This window comes from Pseudoalteromonas sp. SK18 (genome assembly GCF_001974855.1).
GTDB lineage: Bacteria > Pseudomonadota > Gammaproteobacteria > Enterobacterales > Alteromonadaceae > Pseudoalteromonas.
The window spans coordinates 157,099-175,153 of sequence record NZ_MTQB01000002.1 but is presented as its reverse complement, the minus strand read 5'-3'; the positions used below and the strand labels follow the sequence as shown (position 1 = coordinate 175,153).

Annotated in this window: 13 protein-coding genes and 1 riboswitch; of the genes, 9 read left to right on the top strand and 4 right to left on the bottom strand. The window is 40.9% G+C overall.

Going from position 1 to position 18,055, the window contains the following annotated elements; translation table 11 throughout:
* Positions 1–96: 96 nt before the first annotated feature.
* Positions 97–855, top strand: coding sequence for a 4'-phosphopantetheinyl transferase superfamily protein (locus BW139_RS02605; protein ID WP_076918562.1), 759 nt, complete (start codon positions 97–99; stop codon positions 853–855).
* Here the strand turns inward: BW139_RS02605 and lysC are convergent.
* Both lysC and nhaD read right to left on the bottom strand, forming a co-directional pair.
* On the bottom strand, positions 829–2,220 hold the full coding sequence (lysC, locus tag BW139_RS02600) for a lysine-sensitive aspartokinase 3 (RefSeq protein ID WP_175611391.1): 1,392 nt from the start codon (positions 2,218–2,220) through the stop codon (positions 829–831). The two genes, BW139_RS02605 and lysC, sit on opposite strands and share 27 nt — an antisense overlap.
* Before the next feature lie 75 nt (positions 2,221–2,295).
* A riboswitch (Lysine riboswitch) is annotated at positions 2,296–2,468 on the bottom strand.
* Between the two features lie 98 nt (positions 2,469–2,566).
* On the bottom strand, positions 2,567–3,814 hold the full coding sequence (gene nhaD / locus BW139_RS02595; RefSeq protein ID WP_008109270.1) for a sodium:proton antiporter NhaD: 1,248 nt from the start codon (positions 3,812–3,814) through the stop codon (positions 2,567–2,569).
* A 195-nt stretch (positions 3,815–4,009) separates the two neighbouring features.
* On the opposite strand from nhaD, the gene BW139_RS02590 reads away from it, so the two are divergent.
* From BW139_RS02590 to BW139_RS02575, 4 genes are all read left to right on the top strand, one after another.
* Positions 4,010–5,281, top strand: coding sequence for a hypothetical protein (locus BW139_RS02590; RefSeq protein ID WP_008109272.1), 1,272 nt, complete (start codon positions 4,010–4,012; stop codon positions 5,279–5,281).
* 5 nt (positions 5,282–5,286) lie between these two features.
* Positions 5,287–5,835 carry a condensin complex protein MksE gene (locus BW139_RS02585; protein ID WP_010388659.1) on the top strand — a complete coding sequence of 183 codons (549 nt, stop codon included), beginning with the start codon at positions 5,287–5,289 and terminating at the stop codon, positions 5,833–5,835.
* Positions 5,832–8,609 carry an ATPase gene (locus BW139_RS02580; RefSeq protein ID WP_076918560.1) on the top strand — a complete coding sequence of 926 codons (2,778 nt, stop codon included), beginning with the start codon at positions 5,832–5,834 and terminating at the stop codon, positions 8,607–8,609. Before BW139_RS02585 ends, BW139_RS02580 begins: the two co-directional genes overlap by 4 nt.
* Positions 8,610–8,714: 105 nt before the next feature.
* On the top strand, positions 8,715–9,266 hold the full coding sequence (locus BW139_RS02575) for a DUF4136 domain-containing protein (RefSeq protein WP_076918559.1): 552 nt from the start codon (positions 8,715–8,717) through the stop codon (positions 9,264–9,266).
* Positions 9,267–9,369: 103 nt separating this feature from the next.
* Here BW139_RS02575 and BW139_RS02570 read toward each other — a convergent pair whose 3' ends face one another.
* The gene (locus tag BW139_RS02570; RefSeq protein ID WP_076918558.1) at positions 9,370–9,876 is read right to left on the bottom strand and encodes a peptide-methionine (S)-S-oxide reductase; all 507 of its coding nucleotides are present in this window, start codon (positions 9,874–9,876) and stop codon (positions 9,370–9,372) included.
* A gap of 202 nt (positions 9,877–10,078) precedes the next feature.
* Between BW139_RS02570 and BW139_RS02565 the strand changes: the two genes are divergently transcribed.
* A complete protein-coding gene (locus BW139_RS02565) occupies positions 10,079–11,932 on the top strand; it encodes a TonB-dependent siderophore receptor (RefSeq protein ID WP_076918557.1) in 1,854 nt (617 codons plus the stop codon).
* A 326-nt stretch (positions 11,933–12,258) separates the two neighbouring features.
* On the opposite strand, the gene BW139_RS02560 is transcribed toward BW139_RS02565, so the two are convergent.
* Positions 12,259–12,522 carry a YkgJ family cysteine cluster protein gene (locus tag BW139_RS02560; RefSeq protein WP_008109286.1) on the bottom strand — a complete coding sequence of 88 codons (264 nt, stop codon included), beginning with the start codon at positions 12,520–12,522 and terminating at the stop codon, positions 12,259–12,261.
* 171 nt (positions 12,523–12,693) lie between these two features.
* On the opposite strand from BW139_RS02560, the gene BW139_RS02555 reads away from it, so the two are divergent.
* From BW139_RS02555 to BW139_RS02545, 3 genes are all read left to right on the top strand, one after another.
* A complete protein-coding gene (locus BW139_RS02555) occupies positions 12,694–13,866 on the top strand; it encodes an efflux RND transporter periplasmic adaptor subunit (protein WP_076918556.1) in 1,173 nt (390 codons plus the stop codon).
* A gap of 3 nt (positions 13,867–13,869) precedes the next feature.
* Positions 13,870–17,022: an efflux RND transporter permease subunit gene (locus BW139_RS02550; protein WP_076918555.1), complete on the top strand. Its 3,153-nt coding sequence runs from the start codon at positions 13,870–13,872 to the stop codon at positions 17,020–17,022.
* Positions 17,023–17,151: 129 nt separating this feature from the next.
* The gene (locus BW139_RS02545) at positions 17,152–18,042 is read left to right on the top strand and encodes a dienelactone hydrolase family protein (RefSeq protein ID WP_076918554.1); all 891 of its coding nucleotides are present in this window, start codon (positions 17,152–17,154) and stop codon (positions 18,040–18,042) included.
* Positions 18,043–18,055 lie beyond the last annotated feature (13 nt).

Sequence of the window (18,055 nt, the reverse complement as noted above, 5' to 3'; positions counted from 1 at the left end):
AATGTACTTAGCGCGCATAACAGCAAACAACCGCTCACAAACTATCCAGCTTATAACGATAACTATGTAATCGGTATTCACTTTTAACGAGCAATAATGAGTTCAGCTTACTTCGACAATCAGTTATTACACACCCCGCTTGCTGAGAATAATAACCACACCATTTTATTATTTGATGCCAGCCAATTGCAGGTTGATGAGCTAACACTCACGCAGTTTTTAAGCCCGTTTGAATTAAGTGTCATCGCGCGTCGTAAAACACCCCAAGCAAAAAAAGAGTATGTAGCAACGCGACTATTGCTAAAATATTTAGTCAAAAGCGTATTCCCTAGCAGCAGTGATATATCGCTGAGCAACATCAGCTCTGAATTTAATCAACAAACCAGTAAGCTTGAGCTAAATATAAATAATAACCTTGTGTGTAGTTGCTGTGTGTCACACTCTCATGGTTTGGTAGGCGTGGCGCTAAATATCAATAATTCGCTATTTGGTTTTGATATAGAAAAAATCAGTTTAAAACGGCCATTTGAAAAACTCGCAAAGCACTTTTATGATGCTGCAGAAGTGGCACTTATAACTAAGCAACCGTGCACAGCTTCTAAAGCGGCGACATTTTTTAGACTTTGGACGTTAAAAGAAGCATTAGCAAAAGCAACCAGCCGCCCTATTGCCCAGCTATTAAGCCCCAATGTATTTTGTGAGCTTGGCAACAAGCAATTAAGTGCAACTAGCACCGCATTAACAAACGATGTTAACGAGCAGTTTGATATAAGTGTTGTGGCAAAAAAAAGCACCGACTGGCGGTGCTCATTTATCTCATTGAAAGCGTTAAGCAGCCAGCTCGCCTTCAAGTAGTCGGCTATGAATAGCTTGAACCACAGCATCAGACTCACTTTGCTCAACTAAAAAGCACAGGTTATGTTTACTCGCACCATGGCAAATAAGACGAATGTTAAATTCGCTCAACACCTGCATTAAATTCATTTCGTGTTGACGCAATACAATTTCAGACCCAATAAGTGCTACTAGGGTTAGATTGTTCTCAACCGATACATGGCAAAACTCAGCCAGTTTATCTAAGCACTCTTGATCTAGCTCTGGGCGTGATGCATTAGGCGCATTATCAAGGGTAATTGCTACACTAATTTCAGAGGTGGTAACCAAATCTACCGAAATATTACATTCACTTAAAATAGTAAAAATGCGCGCTAAAAAACCACTCGCTAATAGCATTTCAGGGCTTTTTAAGGTCAGTAGTATTTGGTTTTTACGTTGCGTAACCGCACGAATACCAGGTAGCTGCGATTTTTCTCGCTCAATCCAAGTGCCCCCACGCTCTGGCTCTGTGCTTGAGCCAACAAACACATTTATATGGCTACGACTGGCTGGCAAAATTGTAGCCGGATGCAGCACTTTAGCGCCAAAAGTGGCCATTTCTGCCGCTTCATCAAAGCTTAAACGCGCAATAGGTGTCGCTTTAGCACACAAACGCGGATCGGTGCTAAAAATCCCCACTACGTCAGTCCAAATATGCACACTTTTAGCGTTGATTGCTTCAGCTAACAAGGCGGCACTGTAATCAGAGCCACCGCGACCCAATGTGGTGGTTACATTGTTTTGATCACTGCCAATAAAACCCTGAGTAACAATAACGTTGTTCTCTAGTAAAGGAATTAAATGCTCTTTAGCTGCAAGCGCTGTAGCGGCTACATTAGGCGTGGCTTTACCAAATTGGCTATCGGTTTTAAGCACTTGGCGAACATCAAAACGCTGCGAATTTAAGCCTTTTAAGCGTAATACTTGAGTAAATAAATACGACGATAAACGCTCGCCAAAGCTAAGTAGCTCATCGTGTTGCTGCTCTGTTGTTAGTATTTGATGTGCCAGAGTTTGAAACTCATCAAGGGTGTTATTAAAACCAAGCGCTAAATCATTATCTAGGGTCAGATCAGTTAAAATTGCCTGCTGAATCGCAAGTACACCATCAATATGCTGTTGACGCTCTGCGGCATCAATATCGGCTTTGCAAAGTGCCACCAAGTGATTAGTTACACCGGCACTGGCGCTCACTGCAACAATTCGAACGCTGCTATCGTTTACAATGATTTCGCTACAACGGCTCATGGCCTCAAAATTAGCCACGCTGGTGCCACCAAATTTGGCAACAATGTAATCTGATTTTGTGCTCTGTAAACCTTGTGGCACTGATTGGGTAGTCATTTCGTCTCCTTTCGCGGCATCCAAACCGCAATAAAACAAGAAGAACTTGGCAGGAAATAAAGATAAGAAAAATCTACTGCCAGAAGCTCTCCACCTAAATTGGTGACAGTTTTGAGGATTCAGCCCCATAAACCGAAAAACAATAGTAACGACCCATTGTTTTCCTCGGCGAGTACTTCCCTCCTTAATGGTCGTAGGCTGTCGTTGCCTCGCATTAAGTACCTAAGTATCGCACCTCTTCTGAATGTATTATTAACCAGTGGCTAATAAAACAAAACCGCACTAAGAGTGCGGCTTTGAAAGTTATCGTTTAGACGTCTAGCTGTCAAGTCGTTTTATTATAAAATCAAATAAAACTACCCATAAAGTAAGAGCCAGCATAACCAAAGGTGTAACACACTAACAAATACAACGACAAACGAAGGTAACTTGCAAAAGTAAGTTCTTTAACCTTACTCATAGCAATAATACCAGCCGCCGAACCAATGATCAGCATTGAACCACCCACACCGGTTGCATACGTAAACGACAACCAATGCTGTTGACTCATTACAATGTCGGCTTTTAGTAGCGCAGCCGTTAGTGGCACGTTATCAACACCGGCCGATAAAATACCCATTAAGTAGTTTGCGTACTCTGGCGCCATTACTGTATACAAATTAGTAAATTGGCTCAGTACCCCAACTTCTTTTAATGCACCAACAAGTAGTAACACACCCACGAAAAACAATAAGGTGTCGTACTCTATGTCACGTATGAAATCGATCATATCTTTATTGATGTCTTTTTTACGCATTAAAAATTGCGCGACTAAAAACATAATAGACAGGCCGAGTAAAAAAGTAAGTAATGGCGGCACACTATATAAAACACTTAAAGTGAGGGTAGAAATAACCGTAGTGAAGAAAATAACAGCAATAGTAATGTCGGTTTTTTCGATGCGTTTGAATTTAGTCTTTTTAAACTCTAACTGCTTGTTCATACCAATTGATAACAAGGTAGCCAGTAATAATACGCTTAATAACGCTGGCACAATTAACAGTAATAAGTGACTAATGGTGACTTTACCATCAAGGAAAATCATTAACGTGGTTACATCACCCGTTATAAGTGAAACACCGCCGGAGTTCACTGCAAATACAATTAAGGTGGCGTACTTAACTAGTTTTTTGGCTTCAAGCTTTAATGACATAATCACTGCCAAGGAAATCAATGTGGCTGTAACGTTGTCGGAAATAGATGAAAATAGAAACGCAAAACTCCCCACCAAAAACATCAGCTTTCGCTCACTAATGCTGGTTGGCATAATCCGGTTCACAACATTTTCGATAAGTCCTTTGGAGTTTAAATAGGCGACAAAGGTCATTGCGGCCATTAAAAACAGCCATAAGGAAGCAATTTCTAAAATATTGTGGTCAAGGAGGGTTTGAATCGTTTCGGGGCTTTGCCCATTAAGAGGAAATATAAAGGAGATAATCCAACAAAGTGTACCAAAAAATAATGTCGTTTTGGCTTTGTTTACGTGAATCACATCCTCAATAACGATAAGCAAGAATGCAATCGCTATCAGCGTCAGGATAATCGAGGAAACCATGATATTAAACAACCTTCGGGGTTAAGTAAAAATTGAAACCATGTAAAAAATATACCCACATATTCTATGTGCCTATATTCGGCGCGGATACTATCACTATGTGGGTGTAAAAACTATTATTAAATCGTCGCAAAAACGAATACCATATAAGTTCAAGAAATATAAAATAACGATACTAGGATGTTGTAACGCCTTATGATCCCAGCTAAAAAGCTACTTAATACCCTCACTGAGCACTGGGGTGTATTAGAGCTATTATTTAAACGCTTTAAAATGGCCGACTTTAGTATTAAAGATCTTCAAAATGCCATTAAGCAAAAGCAACCGACGTGGAATAATGAGCGCATTTATAAAGAAACCAATCGGTTATTAAATCAAGAAATTATTATTCCCTTGGCTAAATCGTCACAACTAGAAATTAACCGTGCTATTGCTGACTTTGCTACCTTTTTACTGCAAGAAGAGCATTTAGGCTTAGCACAAGAAATTAGCGTATTGGTTGATGATTTAGCTCGCTTAGGTAATCGGCTATCTAATGCCGGTGAAATGGAAGATTTTGATGATTTACGCCGCTTTAGCCGCATTATGGATGATCGGGTTCGTAAAATAATTAAACTGTTTTTACACAACGAAAACGCCATTTTAAATATTGTTGAGCAGGCTAAATCTAATAACGCGGTGCAATCGCTGCAAAAGCGCTATAAAGCCGTGATAGAAGCGTTTGATGAATACATAGAACCCATGCTGGAAATGGTCGATATTAGAGGCGACTTTCATGCCTGTTTTACTCTAATTGAGCAACAAATTAGCACCCAAATAGAGCATATTGAACGCTCAGGCAAGGCGTACAACGATAAACGTATGCTTGAGCAATTGCGTACCCGTATTCTCGAAATGCACCTAGTTGGTCGGACAAGCTTACGTAAAAGTGCCGATATGCTAATGCCACTGCGTGAAGAATTGCGCCGTAATAACCTTATTACCCGCCAAGCGGCAAAAGTATTAGGGCTAATTCGTAAAAACGGGGTGGATAATATGCTCAGCGCCGTGCAACCCCATTTTGTAAGCGATGCGCAAAAGTATTCATTGGGCCAACAGCGTCATATTGTTGCCTATATGGCAAGCCTAGCCGAGTTTGAACACCATGAATATCAGCTACCAGAACAAAATGATGTGCCCGCGTTTGTCACGCCAAACATTCCTGACTACCACGATGTAAAAGCGCAGTTTACCAAACGCTTTAAAAAGCAGCGTAAAAAACCACAGCCTCTGCTGCAATTTTTAGACGAAAGCTACCCTGAGCTTGAAGCCGATGAAATGCTGTTTTTGTATCAAAAGTTGGTAAGCGATAACACCCTAGAAATTAGCCAAAGCGATAAAAAAGCCCGCGTTAACATTGCAGGCCAGCACTTTAATTTGTATCCCTTTAATTCAGAGCCTCAGGCTGATAAAGCCGAGCACGAGTAATCACCATGACCCATATAAACTTAGATGAGCTTTCTCACTTACAAGCCATCAATAAAAAATTAGTCGCCGGTTACCACATTTGCGAACAAGACACCGTTATGTGGCAAGAGCTTGACCAACAAATAGACGCTTATACTGCCTTATTTACAGCATTAGGCCACGAGTTAAAACACGATAGCCGTGGTTTTTATTATTTTGCCAGCGATGAAAGCACCCCAAACATGGGTAAAATTTCCCGCGCTGTAGCGCTCACTATTTATATTTTAATAGAGCATTTTGCCAACACAGGTAAAGACCCAATGCGCGCATTGTTTGACGAGCCAAACGATTTAGAGCTAATGCAAACCTTGGTACAGCTTAATAAACATTTGTTCGATCAGCTTGAGATATTTTCGGGATCTGACTTACGAAAAGATGTGTATTTACGCATGGTACGTTTAGGTCTTGCCCGCGAGGTAGAAGGTGGCTTTATGTTGCAAGCCCCTATTCATCGCTATATTGATGCCTTAATGGAAGTAAACGAAGAGACCTTTATTAGTGAGGACGAGCAATGAAAAATTTATACGGACTGAGTAAACTCGCCCTACTCAATACCGCAGGCTATGCCAAATGTGTGATCCCACTGGATAAAAGTAGCTCGATTTGTGCACCTAACAACACAGGTAAAAGCTCAGTAATTAATGCACTGCAATTTCCGCTAATTAACGATTTACGCCTTACCGAGTGGGATGGCCACGATTTAGATGAAACCCGTAAGTTTTATTTTTCATCAGATCAATCGTACATTTTACTGCAAGCCGATTTACCCCATGGCTCAGTTGTCATTGGTGTAGCAGGCTTAGGTAAAATTGCCGGTTATGCGCACCAATACTTTTGCTATCAAGGTAAGCTTGATTTAGCCCAGTACACCCAAGGCAATACCATTATTAAGTTTACCAAGCTGTTTAACCACTTAAAGCAGCAAGGTTACAACCCAATAGAGCTTAAGGCACAAGAATTAAACGCCCTACTGACAGGCGGAGCAACGCAATTTGACGGTGAGATCAACTTAAAAATGATCCCCCTCAACAACGTTCAAGACTCTGCAATATACAAAGAAATATTTCGTCGTATTCTTAATTTACATAAATTAGGCGCAAACGACGTTAAGCGCTTTATGTTGCGTGTGTTTGAGCGCCATATGTCAAATTCTAAGGTCGACTTTTACGAAGTATGGCGCCGTTCATTCGATAAAGTAAACCGCGCAAAACGCGAATTAAAAGCGCTAGAATCAATGCAAGAGCCCATAGCCGCTCTTGAATCTATGCTTGAAAACCAAACCGTGCTTAAAGGTAAACTGGCCGCTTATGCGCCAAAAATTGACCAAGCACTGATTGATTTTGATACGTACCAGGAAGAGCAACTAAGCGAGCTCAACATCGCCCTTGAAGACATTGAGCATGAAAAACACGATTTTGAACAAAAACAAAGCCTATACGTGCAACAATCGCGCGATATAGAGCGCAAGCAAACTCAAATTGAACAATGGTTTTTAGATTTCAACGCTCTTAAAAGTGAATTTGAGCTGGTTAATAAAGCCACTCTCAAAAGTAACCTAAGGCAGTTAAAAAATGACTACGAGTCGTTGTCACACTCTATTACGAGTGCTCAAGGGCAAAGCCTGCACACCCTTGATTTCCGTATTGGTGAAACACAAAAACAAATTAAGAGCTTAAAGTTACAACTTAAAAACTTAGAATTTAATTTATTCACCCGCATGCGTGAAGACTTATCACTGAAAGAAGTTGAGGAAATATCGCGGCTATTAAACCCCGATATTCTCTCCTTTGCCACCACCAGTAATGGCGATATAACCATTGATGACGAAGACGCCTTTGGTGAATTTTTAGCACAGCTGAGCGAAAATGTTAAAGGCGGTATACTCACCCTACCCGGTGCCAGTATTAAACTTAAAAAGCTCTCACCAGTACAAATGCAAAGCGGCGAAAATAAAGAGCAACTGAGCGCTCAGTTAACCGCGCTTGAGCAATCATTAAAAGAGTTTAAACAACAGCGCGAAGTGGCCGCCAATGTTGCTGATAAACAAAAAGAAAAAGACGCGCTATACGAGGAGCTTATGAGTGCAGAAAGCGCACTTAAACGCTTAGAGCAATTTGAAGTGATGCAACAGTCGGTTGACGCCCAAGCAATGCTAAAAGAGCAGCTTTTAGCTGAGCGCGAACAAGTTGACGATTACCTACAAGATATTCAAAAAAACAGTGGCTCAATTGCTGATAGACGCTCACTAATTAAATCTAAGCAGGCGCAAATTAATCGTCAAACAGAGCGCTTACGCCAAGTTAAAACCGAGCGTATTGACCACACATTAGATTTATACAGTGGTAAAGTAACGCCTTACATGATTGATATAAAAATCGATTTTGATAATTTAAGCGATTTAATTCATCACTTTAATAAGGACTGCCAAGAGCTACGTAATTTCGATATAAATGTACGTAATACCTATATGCATATTTATAATGCCGGTATCACCAAGTTTGATAACGAAAACGATGAGTTTAGTAAATACCAAAAACTTATTAGCGCGTTTCATAACATTGATAACGAGCGTGATGCGGTTGAGCGCCAAGGTCGCGTTGCCCTTACCGAAGTTGCCGCTACTATTAAAGGCCTGCGCGAAGATTTAGACCGCTTACGCCGTGAAATGAATAGCTTTAATAAAGGCATTAGCCAGCACCGCATCTCAAACCTGCAAGCGTTTAAAATTAATATTATCCCGCGCAAAATGTTGGTAGATAGTATTGATACTATTATCAGTACCTCTAACCAATTTGAACAAGGCGATACCCTAGATTTACTCAGCCAAGAACCTTACAGCGAGAGCGCGGTAAACGAGGCAAAAGATCATTTAATTAAACTCGCCTCAGACAAAGCAGGTCTGACCCTCACCGATTTGTTTGATATTCGTTTTGAAGTGGTTAACCGCGCGGGCGAAACCGAGCACTTTGAAAAAATAGATTCGGCTGGTTCAAATGGTACGCGTATTACTATTAAGCTGTTATGTGGCATGTTGTTTATTCGTTACTTATTAAGCGATCAGGAACAAAACTTATACCGTATACCTATTTACATAGATGAAGCGGCTGATATCGATCCGCAAAACCAAAAGGCAATTATAGAAACTGCCCTGAGCTTTGGCTTTGTGCCAATATTTGCCTCGGTTAAACCGCAAATAAGTTGTGATTATATTGTGCCAATTCGTTCAGTAAAAGACGGCGCACAAAACTGGGTAGATGAAAAAGATTGGATTGAGGTTGAACATAAATAATAGTTAATTGGCTATTCATCTTAGTCAGTTACACTTATTTTAAAGATTTTAAATTACCCCCGCCCATGGTAGTTTAAACAAACGCACTTTATTGGAGCAAACGTAATGAAACACATATTTATTGTCGCAGCACTGGCATTACTAACCGCCTGTACACAAACTCCCGATTGGGATTACGATAAATCAGCAAACTTTAGTAACTACAAAACGTTTGCTTGGGTAGAAAACGCGAGTCTAACCAAAGACACGAATAACTACCAAATCAGTGGCCTTATGGAAAAACGCGTTCGCAATGCGGTAAACAACCAACTAAGCCAGCAATTAGGTATGCAATTGGTTGACGTAGCGCAAGCTGATGTACTTGTTAATTACCATGCAAGTGTAGATAAAGAGCTTGAAGTTGACAGCTTTAACGTAGGCTACGGTGCACGTTGGGGTTACTGGGGTACAGGCTTTAACCACGATGTAAGCGCGCGTGAGTACGAAGTAGGTACTCTGGTGATTGATATTATTGACCGTGAGTCAAACCAATTAATTTGGCGTGGTGCTAAAGATGGTCGTTTAAAGAAAAAACAAACCCCATCACAACGTGAAGCAACCATTAAAGAAACGGTTGCCAATATTTTAAGCAACTTCCCGCCGAAAAAGCAGCAGTAAGTTTTAATTAATATTTAAAAAAGCTCACAGTATGTGAGCTTTTTTCGTTTTTTGAGAGCTTTTAAAATAATTACGCGATTCGTCCGTTATTTCATCAACAAATTTACGATTTATACTTGTGCAATAAATCAATTGGGATATGGCAATAATCATCAGGGTGATTGGTTAAGCGGTCTTGATGCTCGGGATCGCTAGGGACATAATTAGTCAGTGGCGCTACTTGTACCGCTATTTTTTTGGCATCATCCCGCTGGCTAATATACTCTCTGGCGATGTTTAAATGATTGCTGTCTTGGCTAAAAATGGCGGTACGGTATTTTTCGCCTACATCGTTACCTTGTTTATTGATACTGTATGGGTCAATAATCTCAAAAAAATAGCCGATTAATTCATTTAAGGTCACTTCTTGGGCATCAAAGATGACTTTAACGCACTCGGCATAGCCATCGTATTCACCTTGTGTTGTGTTACTAGTGCCATTGGCACGCCCCGCCTCAGTAGTCACTACTCCAGGTAAATACTTCATAAATTCTTGCACGCCCCATAAGCAACCACCAGCAAAATAAAGTGTGTGCTGATTTAATGAATGACTCGATTGTTGTGTTTGCATAATAAAGTGACCAATGTAAATAATTTATAGGATGCAGAGTTACTATTTTGTAACGCTAGGTTTGATTATCAAATGCAGTTTTTTATCATTAATGTACAATAGCGCCCAAAATCACCCTAGCTTAGTGAGCTTACCTTATCATGTGATAAAAAGTGATAGGTATTTAATTGTTAGCGCCATTGCATAAAATGAGAATAATGATATGAATCGTGCCCCGCACCTTATTATACCGGCCGTACTAGCCAGTATTTCAACTGTTGCTTATGCAGAGCAGAGTAAAGAAACAGCAACCATAGAACAAATAACAATTGAAGTGTCACCCACTGCCAATACCTTACCTGTTGGTACATTTGATTCACCTATTTCAAATTTAGAGTACGACCCGCGTGTTGACTTGCAATCACGCAATATGGCTGAAGCACAAGCTGATGTAACGATACGCGGGGGGATTTTTGAAAATACCGGCTTTAGAATCGGCAGTGCAACTCTACTCGACCCGCAGTCTGGTCACTACTTTGCAGAAATTCCTATTGCACCACAAATGCTAACGGGTGCCAGCGTATTAACCGGAGCCGATAATGCACTTAATGGCATGAATAGCTCAGTAGGTACTGTGTCATTTGCTTGGAAACCAATAACAACTGGTGGCAGTGTCTCTTTGGGCGCTGGCTCAAATGACTTCAACCTACAAACAATTCATGCAGGTGTGACTACTCCACTTAAAGCAAACGCTAATTGGCATATTGGTTTTGAAGGTGAATATTCGCACTCACAAAGTGATGGTTCAATTGATTTTGGCGATCATGACTTTACCCGTACTTCTGGCAGAGTGCAGTTAACTGGGAACGATTCACAAACTGATTTATTTTACGGCTTACAAGAAAAGTTTTTTGGTTGGCCAAACCTTTATACCCCATTTGGTGTAAATGAAACCGAAGACTTAGAAACTCAATTATGGATGCTCAACCATAAACAAGCCTATGCTACCAACAGTGAATTTGAAGTATCGGCTTATTACCGCAAGCATAACGACCATTATGTTTATTCAAGAGAAAACCCAAGCGCGTTCCAAGCATTTCATGAAACACAAGTAAAATCATTGGCTGTTTCAGGTCGTCATGCGCAAACAAAGTCAGTTGCGGTTAATTACTCTGCGCAATATATAGAAGACAGTATTGACTCCACTACCCTTGAAAATAACTTTACTTCACGTAACTACTTTAAGCTTAGTGTATTACCAGAATACACAACATCGCTTGCAAGTGATCAGCAACTAACGGTGCGTTTAGGGGCTGCATTTGATAACACCAGTCGTGATGATTCTGAGCTATCATTGATTGGTGATGTTAGTTTCAATACCCAAAATAACGATGGCACTGAGCGAACATTGTATTTGTCGTATGCCGAGGCAAGCCAAGTAGCAGGCTACACCGCCATTGGTGGTAGTGAGTCTGGGGGTTTGTTTAGAAGTAACGCTAGCCTTGAGCGTGAAACCACCAAAAGCTTAGAGCTGGGCTTATTGCTTGAGCAACAAAGCTGGCAACTCAATTCAGCGCTTTTTTATCGTAAAGATAATAACCTAACCGATTGGACATTTAACTTTGATTCAAGCTCAGCACGATTTGCACAGCCGGTTGATATTGATACCACAGGCCTTGAATTTTTAGCTACTAAACAATTTGATAACGCAGAAATTATTGCCAGCTATGCGTACTTACATAAAACAGAAACCTACGGTGCTGAAAATATTGATGCTAGCTTTTATGCCTTAAATTTTCCTGATCATCGTGTAACACTCGGTGCAATTTGGAACCCAACGGATATATTAGAGTTTCGAGTAGATAATGAGTGGCGTAAACAACATAAAAATGCGCTGCGCCGTTCAGGTGACGAGGCGTTATTTACTCAGCTGACGATAAAAATAACTCCACCAGCCCTGCCTAACTTCTTTATTAGTCTTGCAGCTGATAACTTATGGGATGAGTCGTTTGAAGAAATTCCAGGTACGCCAGGTCGCGGCGAGCAATATACGCTAAGTGCCACGTATAGCTGGTAATCTTATAGCTCAGCGAGGGCTTACCCCACGCTGAGCTTATTTTTTGAGTTGAAATAATAAACAGGCCAGTAAAAAGCTGAGTTAGAAATTTCATACCGCAATTCGCCCTACTTTACGTGCCCTAAAAGCGCAGGCCTCTTCGCCCTCTTTGTGCATTTATCATTAAAAACGGTATGAACAAAGATAATTGAATGAGAAAACACTAGAGACAATGCTAAGTCGATACGTAATTGCACTCTCTCAGTACCACTTTTAGAAACAAAAAGTAAGTGTCTACACTTTTCAAGCGTATTAATTGTAAATATATGTGTATTTAATACAATAAATTAGGTTAATTGCTCTAATTCGGTAATTAACGTTAATGCGTGTTCATTGGTCGTTCCGCATACATCTAACGTGGCGCTAAAATCACTACACACTTTTGGGCGCGACTCATCACCAAATAGCTTGCATAAATTTCGTTCATCCAGCTGAATACAACGTTCTCCGGCCTTTTTACCGTTTGGCATACCTGGAATTGGCGAGCTAATACTCGGCGCAATACAACATGCTCCACAGCCTAAACGGCACGCCATTGATTGTGTTTTCATTCTAACCTCAGTAATAAATTTCAATTTTTTTGTTGCTGCTTTGTACATAAATAGCGTATTTCGTTCTATTTGTAACCGCCTTGTGCAATGACTTGTTACATCTTCAAATACACTGTAAACACTTTATTGCGTATCATTAGTCCATCAGCACAATTTATGAAGGAATGCCCTGTGGCGACTAAAAAACAAATAATACTTCCGATCGCGGTCCTTGTTGGTGGCATTGGCCTCGCAGCAGGCTTTTCTGCAATGAAAAAGCCACCTGAAGAAAAGCCCCCCCAAGACATGCGTCCTTTGGTTGCAGCACAACCAGTTCACCTTGATGCAATTACCCTCGATGTAAAGTCGTACGGTATTGTACAACCAAAAGACCGCACTGAATTGATTGCTCAGGTGAGTGGCCAAGTTATTTCAGTTGCAGGACAATTTGTTGAAGGTGCCTTTGTAAAGCAAGGCGACATTTTAGCACGAATTGATCCAAATGATTACGAAGCTGATTTAATTGAAGCAGAAGCTGGCCTTGCCCAAGCAAGCTCAGCACTCGAAATTGAACGCGCACAAGCGCATGTTGCTAAAGCCGAATGGGAACGCATTAAAGCAGACTCAAGTGATATCACCGCCTCTGCACTGTATTTACGTAAACCGCAATTAGCTGAAAAAATGGCGCGATATCGCTCAGCACAAGCAAGTGTAAAACGTGCTAAACGTAATTTAGAACGCACATATATTAAAGCCCCCTACGATGCGATTATAAACGAGCGCAGCATTAGTTTAGGTTCGGTAGTTAATCCTGGTAATAGCTTTGGTTCACTTAGTTCGACTGAGGTCGCCGAAGTGCGTTTACCTGTTGCCGATAAAGAGCTGCAATACCTCAATAATGGTGGCATAGGTGCAACAGTTGAATTTAATGCGCAATATGCAGGTAAAGAAACCACATGGCAGGCTAAAGTGGTACGTAGCGAAGGTGTGATTGATCAAAAAAGTCGAATGAGCTATTTGGTTGCCCAACTTCAAACTCCATATGATGGGGTTCAGCCACTTCGTTTTGGCTCATACATTAACGCTACAATTGAAGGCCGCGCCGTTAATGGCGCTATTGTTGTTCCTCATCATCTGGTTAAAAATAATAAAATTGCAGTGTTAAACGATGATTTAACTTTGTCATTTAAAACACTCAATATTATTCGCGAACAAGATGGCATGGTCATCGCTAATCAAGGCTTAGCAGAGGGAGAACAACTGATAACTTCTGCTCTTGAATACCCTAGCGAAGGAATGGCAGTAAAAATTGAAGACACTGTAACCAAACCAGACGTTACTCAACTTGCATTAAAAGGAGAGTAAGCAATGACCACAACTGATGAAAAAGGGTTAATTGCGTGGTTTGCGCGTAACCCCGTTGCAGCTAACCTAATCATGATTTTTATCTTGATTGGTGGGTTATTAACCGCGCTGACAATTCGTAAGCAAGCATTCCCTCAATTTGAGAGTAACTGGGTAAGTATACAAGCTATTTACCCTGGTGCTGCTCCACAAGAGGTGGAAGAAGGCATTACTATAAAAATTGAAGAAAACCTCGAAGGTACTGAGGGTATAAAGCGTTTAATCACTTATTCTAACCGAGGCTATGCACAAGCCTGGGTTGAGATTGAAGAAAAATATGACGCCAAAGAAGCGCTTGATGAAATAAAAGCGCAAGTAGATTCAATTAATACGTTTCCTGCAGGTATGGAGCGCCCTGTTGTTCAGCGTGACAAGTTTCAACAGGAAGTAATGATACTCGCGCTTTATGGTGATATGAGTTATTACCAATTAAAAGAGCTTGGCAATGATATTAAGGATGAATTACAAAACCTTCCTCACGTAAACCTTGTTGATTTTTACAGTGGCTTAGACTACGAAATTGGCATTGAAATTAGCCCTGATAAACTTCGCGAATACGGACTCACGTTTAGAGATGTATCTAATGCGGTACAAAGCTTTTCTACTAATATGTCGGCGGGGCAAATTCGCTCTGATACTGGCTACATTTCGATGCGTGTCGAAAAGCAAGCCTATCGTGGCGGTGAATTTGAAAAGTTACCGCTAATTACATTACCAGACGGTGCTCAAATTAAATTAGGCGATGTAGCCACTATTAATGATGGCTTTGAAGAGGGCCTACTTTACTCTAAATACAATGGTAAAAATTCATTAACGTTTGAAGTTGATGCCTCAAAAGATCAAGACATTACCGTTGTTGCTAAAGTCCTTAAAAAGTACCTAGCTGACAAAGCCGATCAACTTCCTGCAGGCGTTAAGTTATCACCCATCGTTGATTTAACATACTACCTTGAAGGTCGCCTCGACATGATGGTCGATAACATGGTGTGGGGCGGTATTTTAGTTATGCTGGTATTAGCGCTGTTTTTACCTCTTAGATTAGCGTTTTGGGTAATGATGGGCCTACCAGTGTCTTTCTTAGGGGCATTCTTATTTATGCCTATCGGCTTTTTAGACATTACTATTAATATGGTGTCTTTGTTTGCCTTTATTATTGTTTTGGGGATTGTGGTTGATGATGCCATTGTTGTAGGTGAGTCGGCCAGTGCTGAAATTGAAAAACATGGGCACTCACTTAACAACGTTATTCGTGGTGTAAAACGTGTAGCCATGCCAGCAACCTTTGGTGTACTAACCACTATTGCTGCATTTTTACCTCAAGCAATGGCTTCAGGGCCGAGCGCTGCGTTTTCGAAAGCAATTGGTGTAGTAATTATTTTATGCTTAATTTTTTCACTGATTGAATCAAAACTAATTTTACCTGCACACATCGCAGCAATGAACCCGCGTAAGCCTAATCCTAAAAACCCATTACATAAATTACGTAATGCAGTTGATAGTGGCTTAAAGCATTTTGTTGAACATTATTACACTCCATTTATCGGTCGTTGTATCCATTATCGCTATACCGTGATTATTGGCTTTTTATGTATTTTAATTGTCAGTGCAGGACTCTTTGCCGGTGGAATGGTTAAATTTGTACCAAACCCTAAAATTCCGCATGATTTTCCGCGTATATCACTAGAAATGAACCTTGCCTCTTCTGAGCAAGCCACGCTTGAAACAGCGCGTAAAATAGAAAATGTATTACTGAGCGTCGACAAAGAACTAGAGCAGCAGTATGGCCAATCTATGATCCGTGACTTGTCTGTTAGTCTGCGTGGTCGTACTAATGCGAGTATTATGGCTATTTTAGTAGAGCCTCACTTACGCCCAATCGATACCTTTGAGCTAAGCACTATGTGGCGTGAAAAAATGCCACCGCTACCGGGGCTTAAAACACTCACCATTCAAGATAGTATTTTTGGTGGTGGTCGTGATGATGGCGATGTTAGCTTTAGGCTCGAAGGAAAAAATGCCGACGAGTTAAAAGAAGTATCTAGCAAACTAAAAGCAAAGTTACAAAGTATGGAAGGCGTGGGGGATGTAAATGACTCACTGCAAAGTGCCACCGACGAAGTACAACTTGATTTAAAACCACTTGCTTACAGTATGGGCTTAACCCTAGCTGATGTGGCCTCTCAAGTTAGTTTTAGTTATTACGGCCTTGAAGCACAGCGTATTTTACGTGAAGGTGAAGAAATCAAAGTAATGATTCGCTACCCGCAAAGCGAGCGCAACTCTATTAGCAACATTCAAGATACGCGTATTATCACCCCTGCGGGCGCTGAAGTTTCTTTGAGTGAAATAGCTATAGTCAAGCTAGTTGACGGCGTAAGCAGTATCAGACGTGAAAACTCAAATCGTACTGTTAATGTATGGGCTGCGGTCAATAGCGACGAAGTAGAGCCATTTGCTATTGCACAAGAAATTCGTGATGTTTACTTACCTGCACTTCTTAAAAACTACCCTGGTGTAAAAAGTAATGTGGCTGGGCGTATTCAAGAAGAGATGGAAAGTGCGAATGAACAACTACGTGATTTTGCAATCTCATTAATGATTATTTTTGCGCTACTGGCCATCCCGCTTCGCTCATATTCTCAGCCACTGATTATTATGTCGGTGATCCCATTTGGTGTTGTGGGTGCTATGTTCGGTCATATGGCTTTAGGTATGACCATGAGCGGGCTATCAATGTTCGGCATTATCGCTGTAGCCGGTATAGTGGTTAATGATTCACTTGTTATGGTGGATTTTGTAAACAAAGCCCGTGCAGAAGGTGTGGCAATAAAAGAAGCGGTAATGCAAGCCGGAGCGCGTCGCTTTAGAGCCATATTACTAACCTCAGTCACTACTTTTATTGGCGTAATGCCGATTATTATGGAAACCAGTTTACAAGCAAAAATTGTAATACCTATGGCAGTATCACTCGCCTTTGGTGTGCTGTTTGCCACAGTAATTACGCTTATTCTTATACCGTGTCAGTATGTTGCGCTTGAGGATACAAAACGTCTGGTCCGCAAATGGCGCGGTAAAGACCCTATCGTCGATGGCCAACCAGCAACGATCAATAGTTAATTCAGTAAAATCCCAACCAAAAAAGCTCGGCATAATTATGCCGAGCTTTTTATTTATAAATTAAACTGCTCGTTTTTTATGCCTTTTACGTTATGGTATTAAATAATCATAATAAAATAAGGCACAACTATGACCTCCCCTCAGTCTGAACACATTCCTCAAGAAGCATTTGATTGGTATGACGAATACGCTCATGGTTTAATTGATAGACGCACGTTTATGAAAAAGCTCGGCGGCTTAGCCGCATTGGGCTTTTCAATGACGGTGCTTACAGGTGCATTATTACCTAATTACGCTCAAGCTGAGCAGGTCTCATTTAACGACGATGACATAAAAGCCACTTACCAAGAATTTGATTCGCCTGATGGCCATGGTTCGGGCAAAGGCTATTTAGTGGTTCCAAAAAATACACAAGGCAAGCTACCTGTTGTATTAGTAGTACACGAGAATCGCGGCTTAAATCCGTATATAAAAGATGTTGCAAGGCGACTGGCTAAAGCCGGCTTTATTGCCTTTGCCCCTGATGCGTTGCACCCACTGGGTGGCTACCCAGGCAACGACGATGAAGGTCGAGCCATGCAACGTACCCTTGATCGCACTAAAATACAAAATGATTTTGTAGCCGCTGCGCATTTTTTAAAAGCACAGCCAAATAGTAATGGTAAATTAGGCGCGGTTGGTTTTTGTTTTGGTGGCTATATTGTTAATTATTTAGCCTCAGTAGACAGTAACTTATTGACCGCGGGCGTGCCCTTTTATGGCACACCTGCAAGTGAAAGCTTACACAAAAATATAAAAGCGCCGTTAATGATTCAATTAGGTGAACTTGATAAACGGGTTAACGCTACATGGCCTGAGTATGAGCAAAGCTTAAAAGCTAACAATGTTGAGTTCACCATGCATATGTATGAAGGTGCAAACCATGGTTTCCACAATGACTCAACTGGCCGTTACGATGAAAAAAATGCCGAACTTGCTTGGCAGCGAACCTTGGCGTTTTTTAAGAGCCATTTAAGTTAACGTTACTAAACGT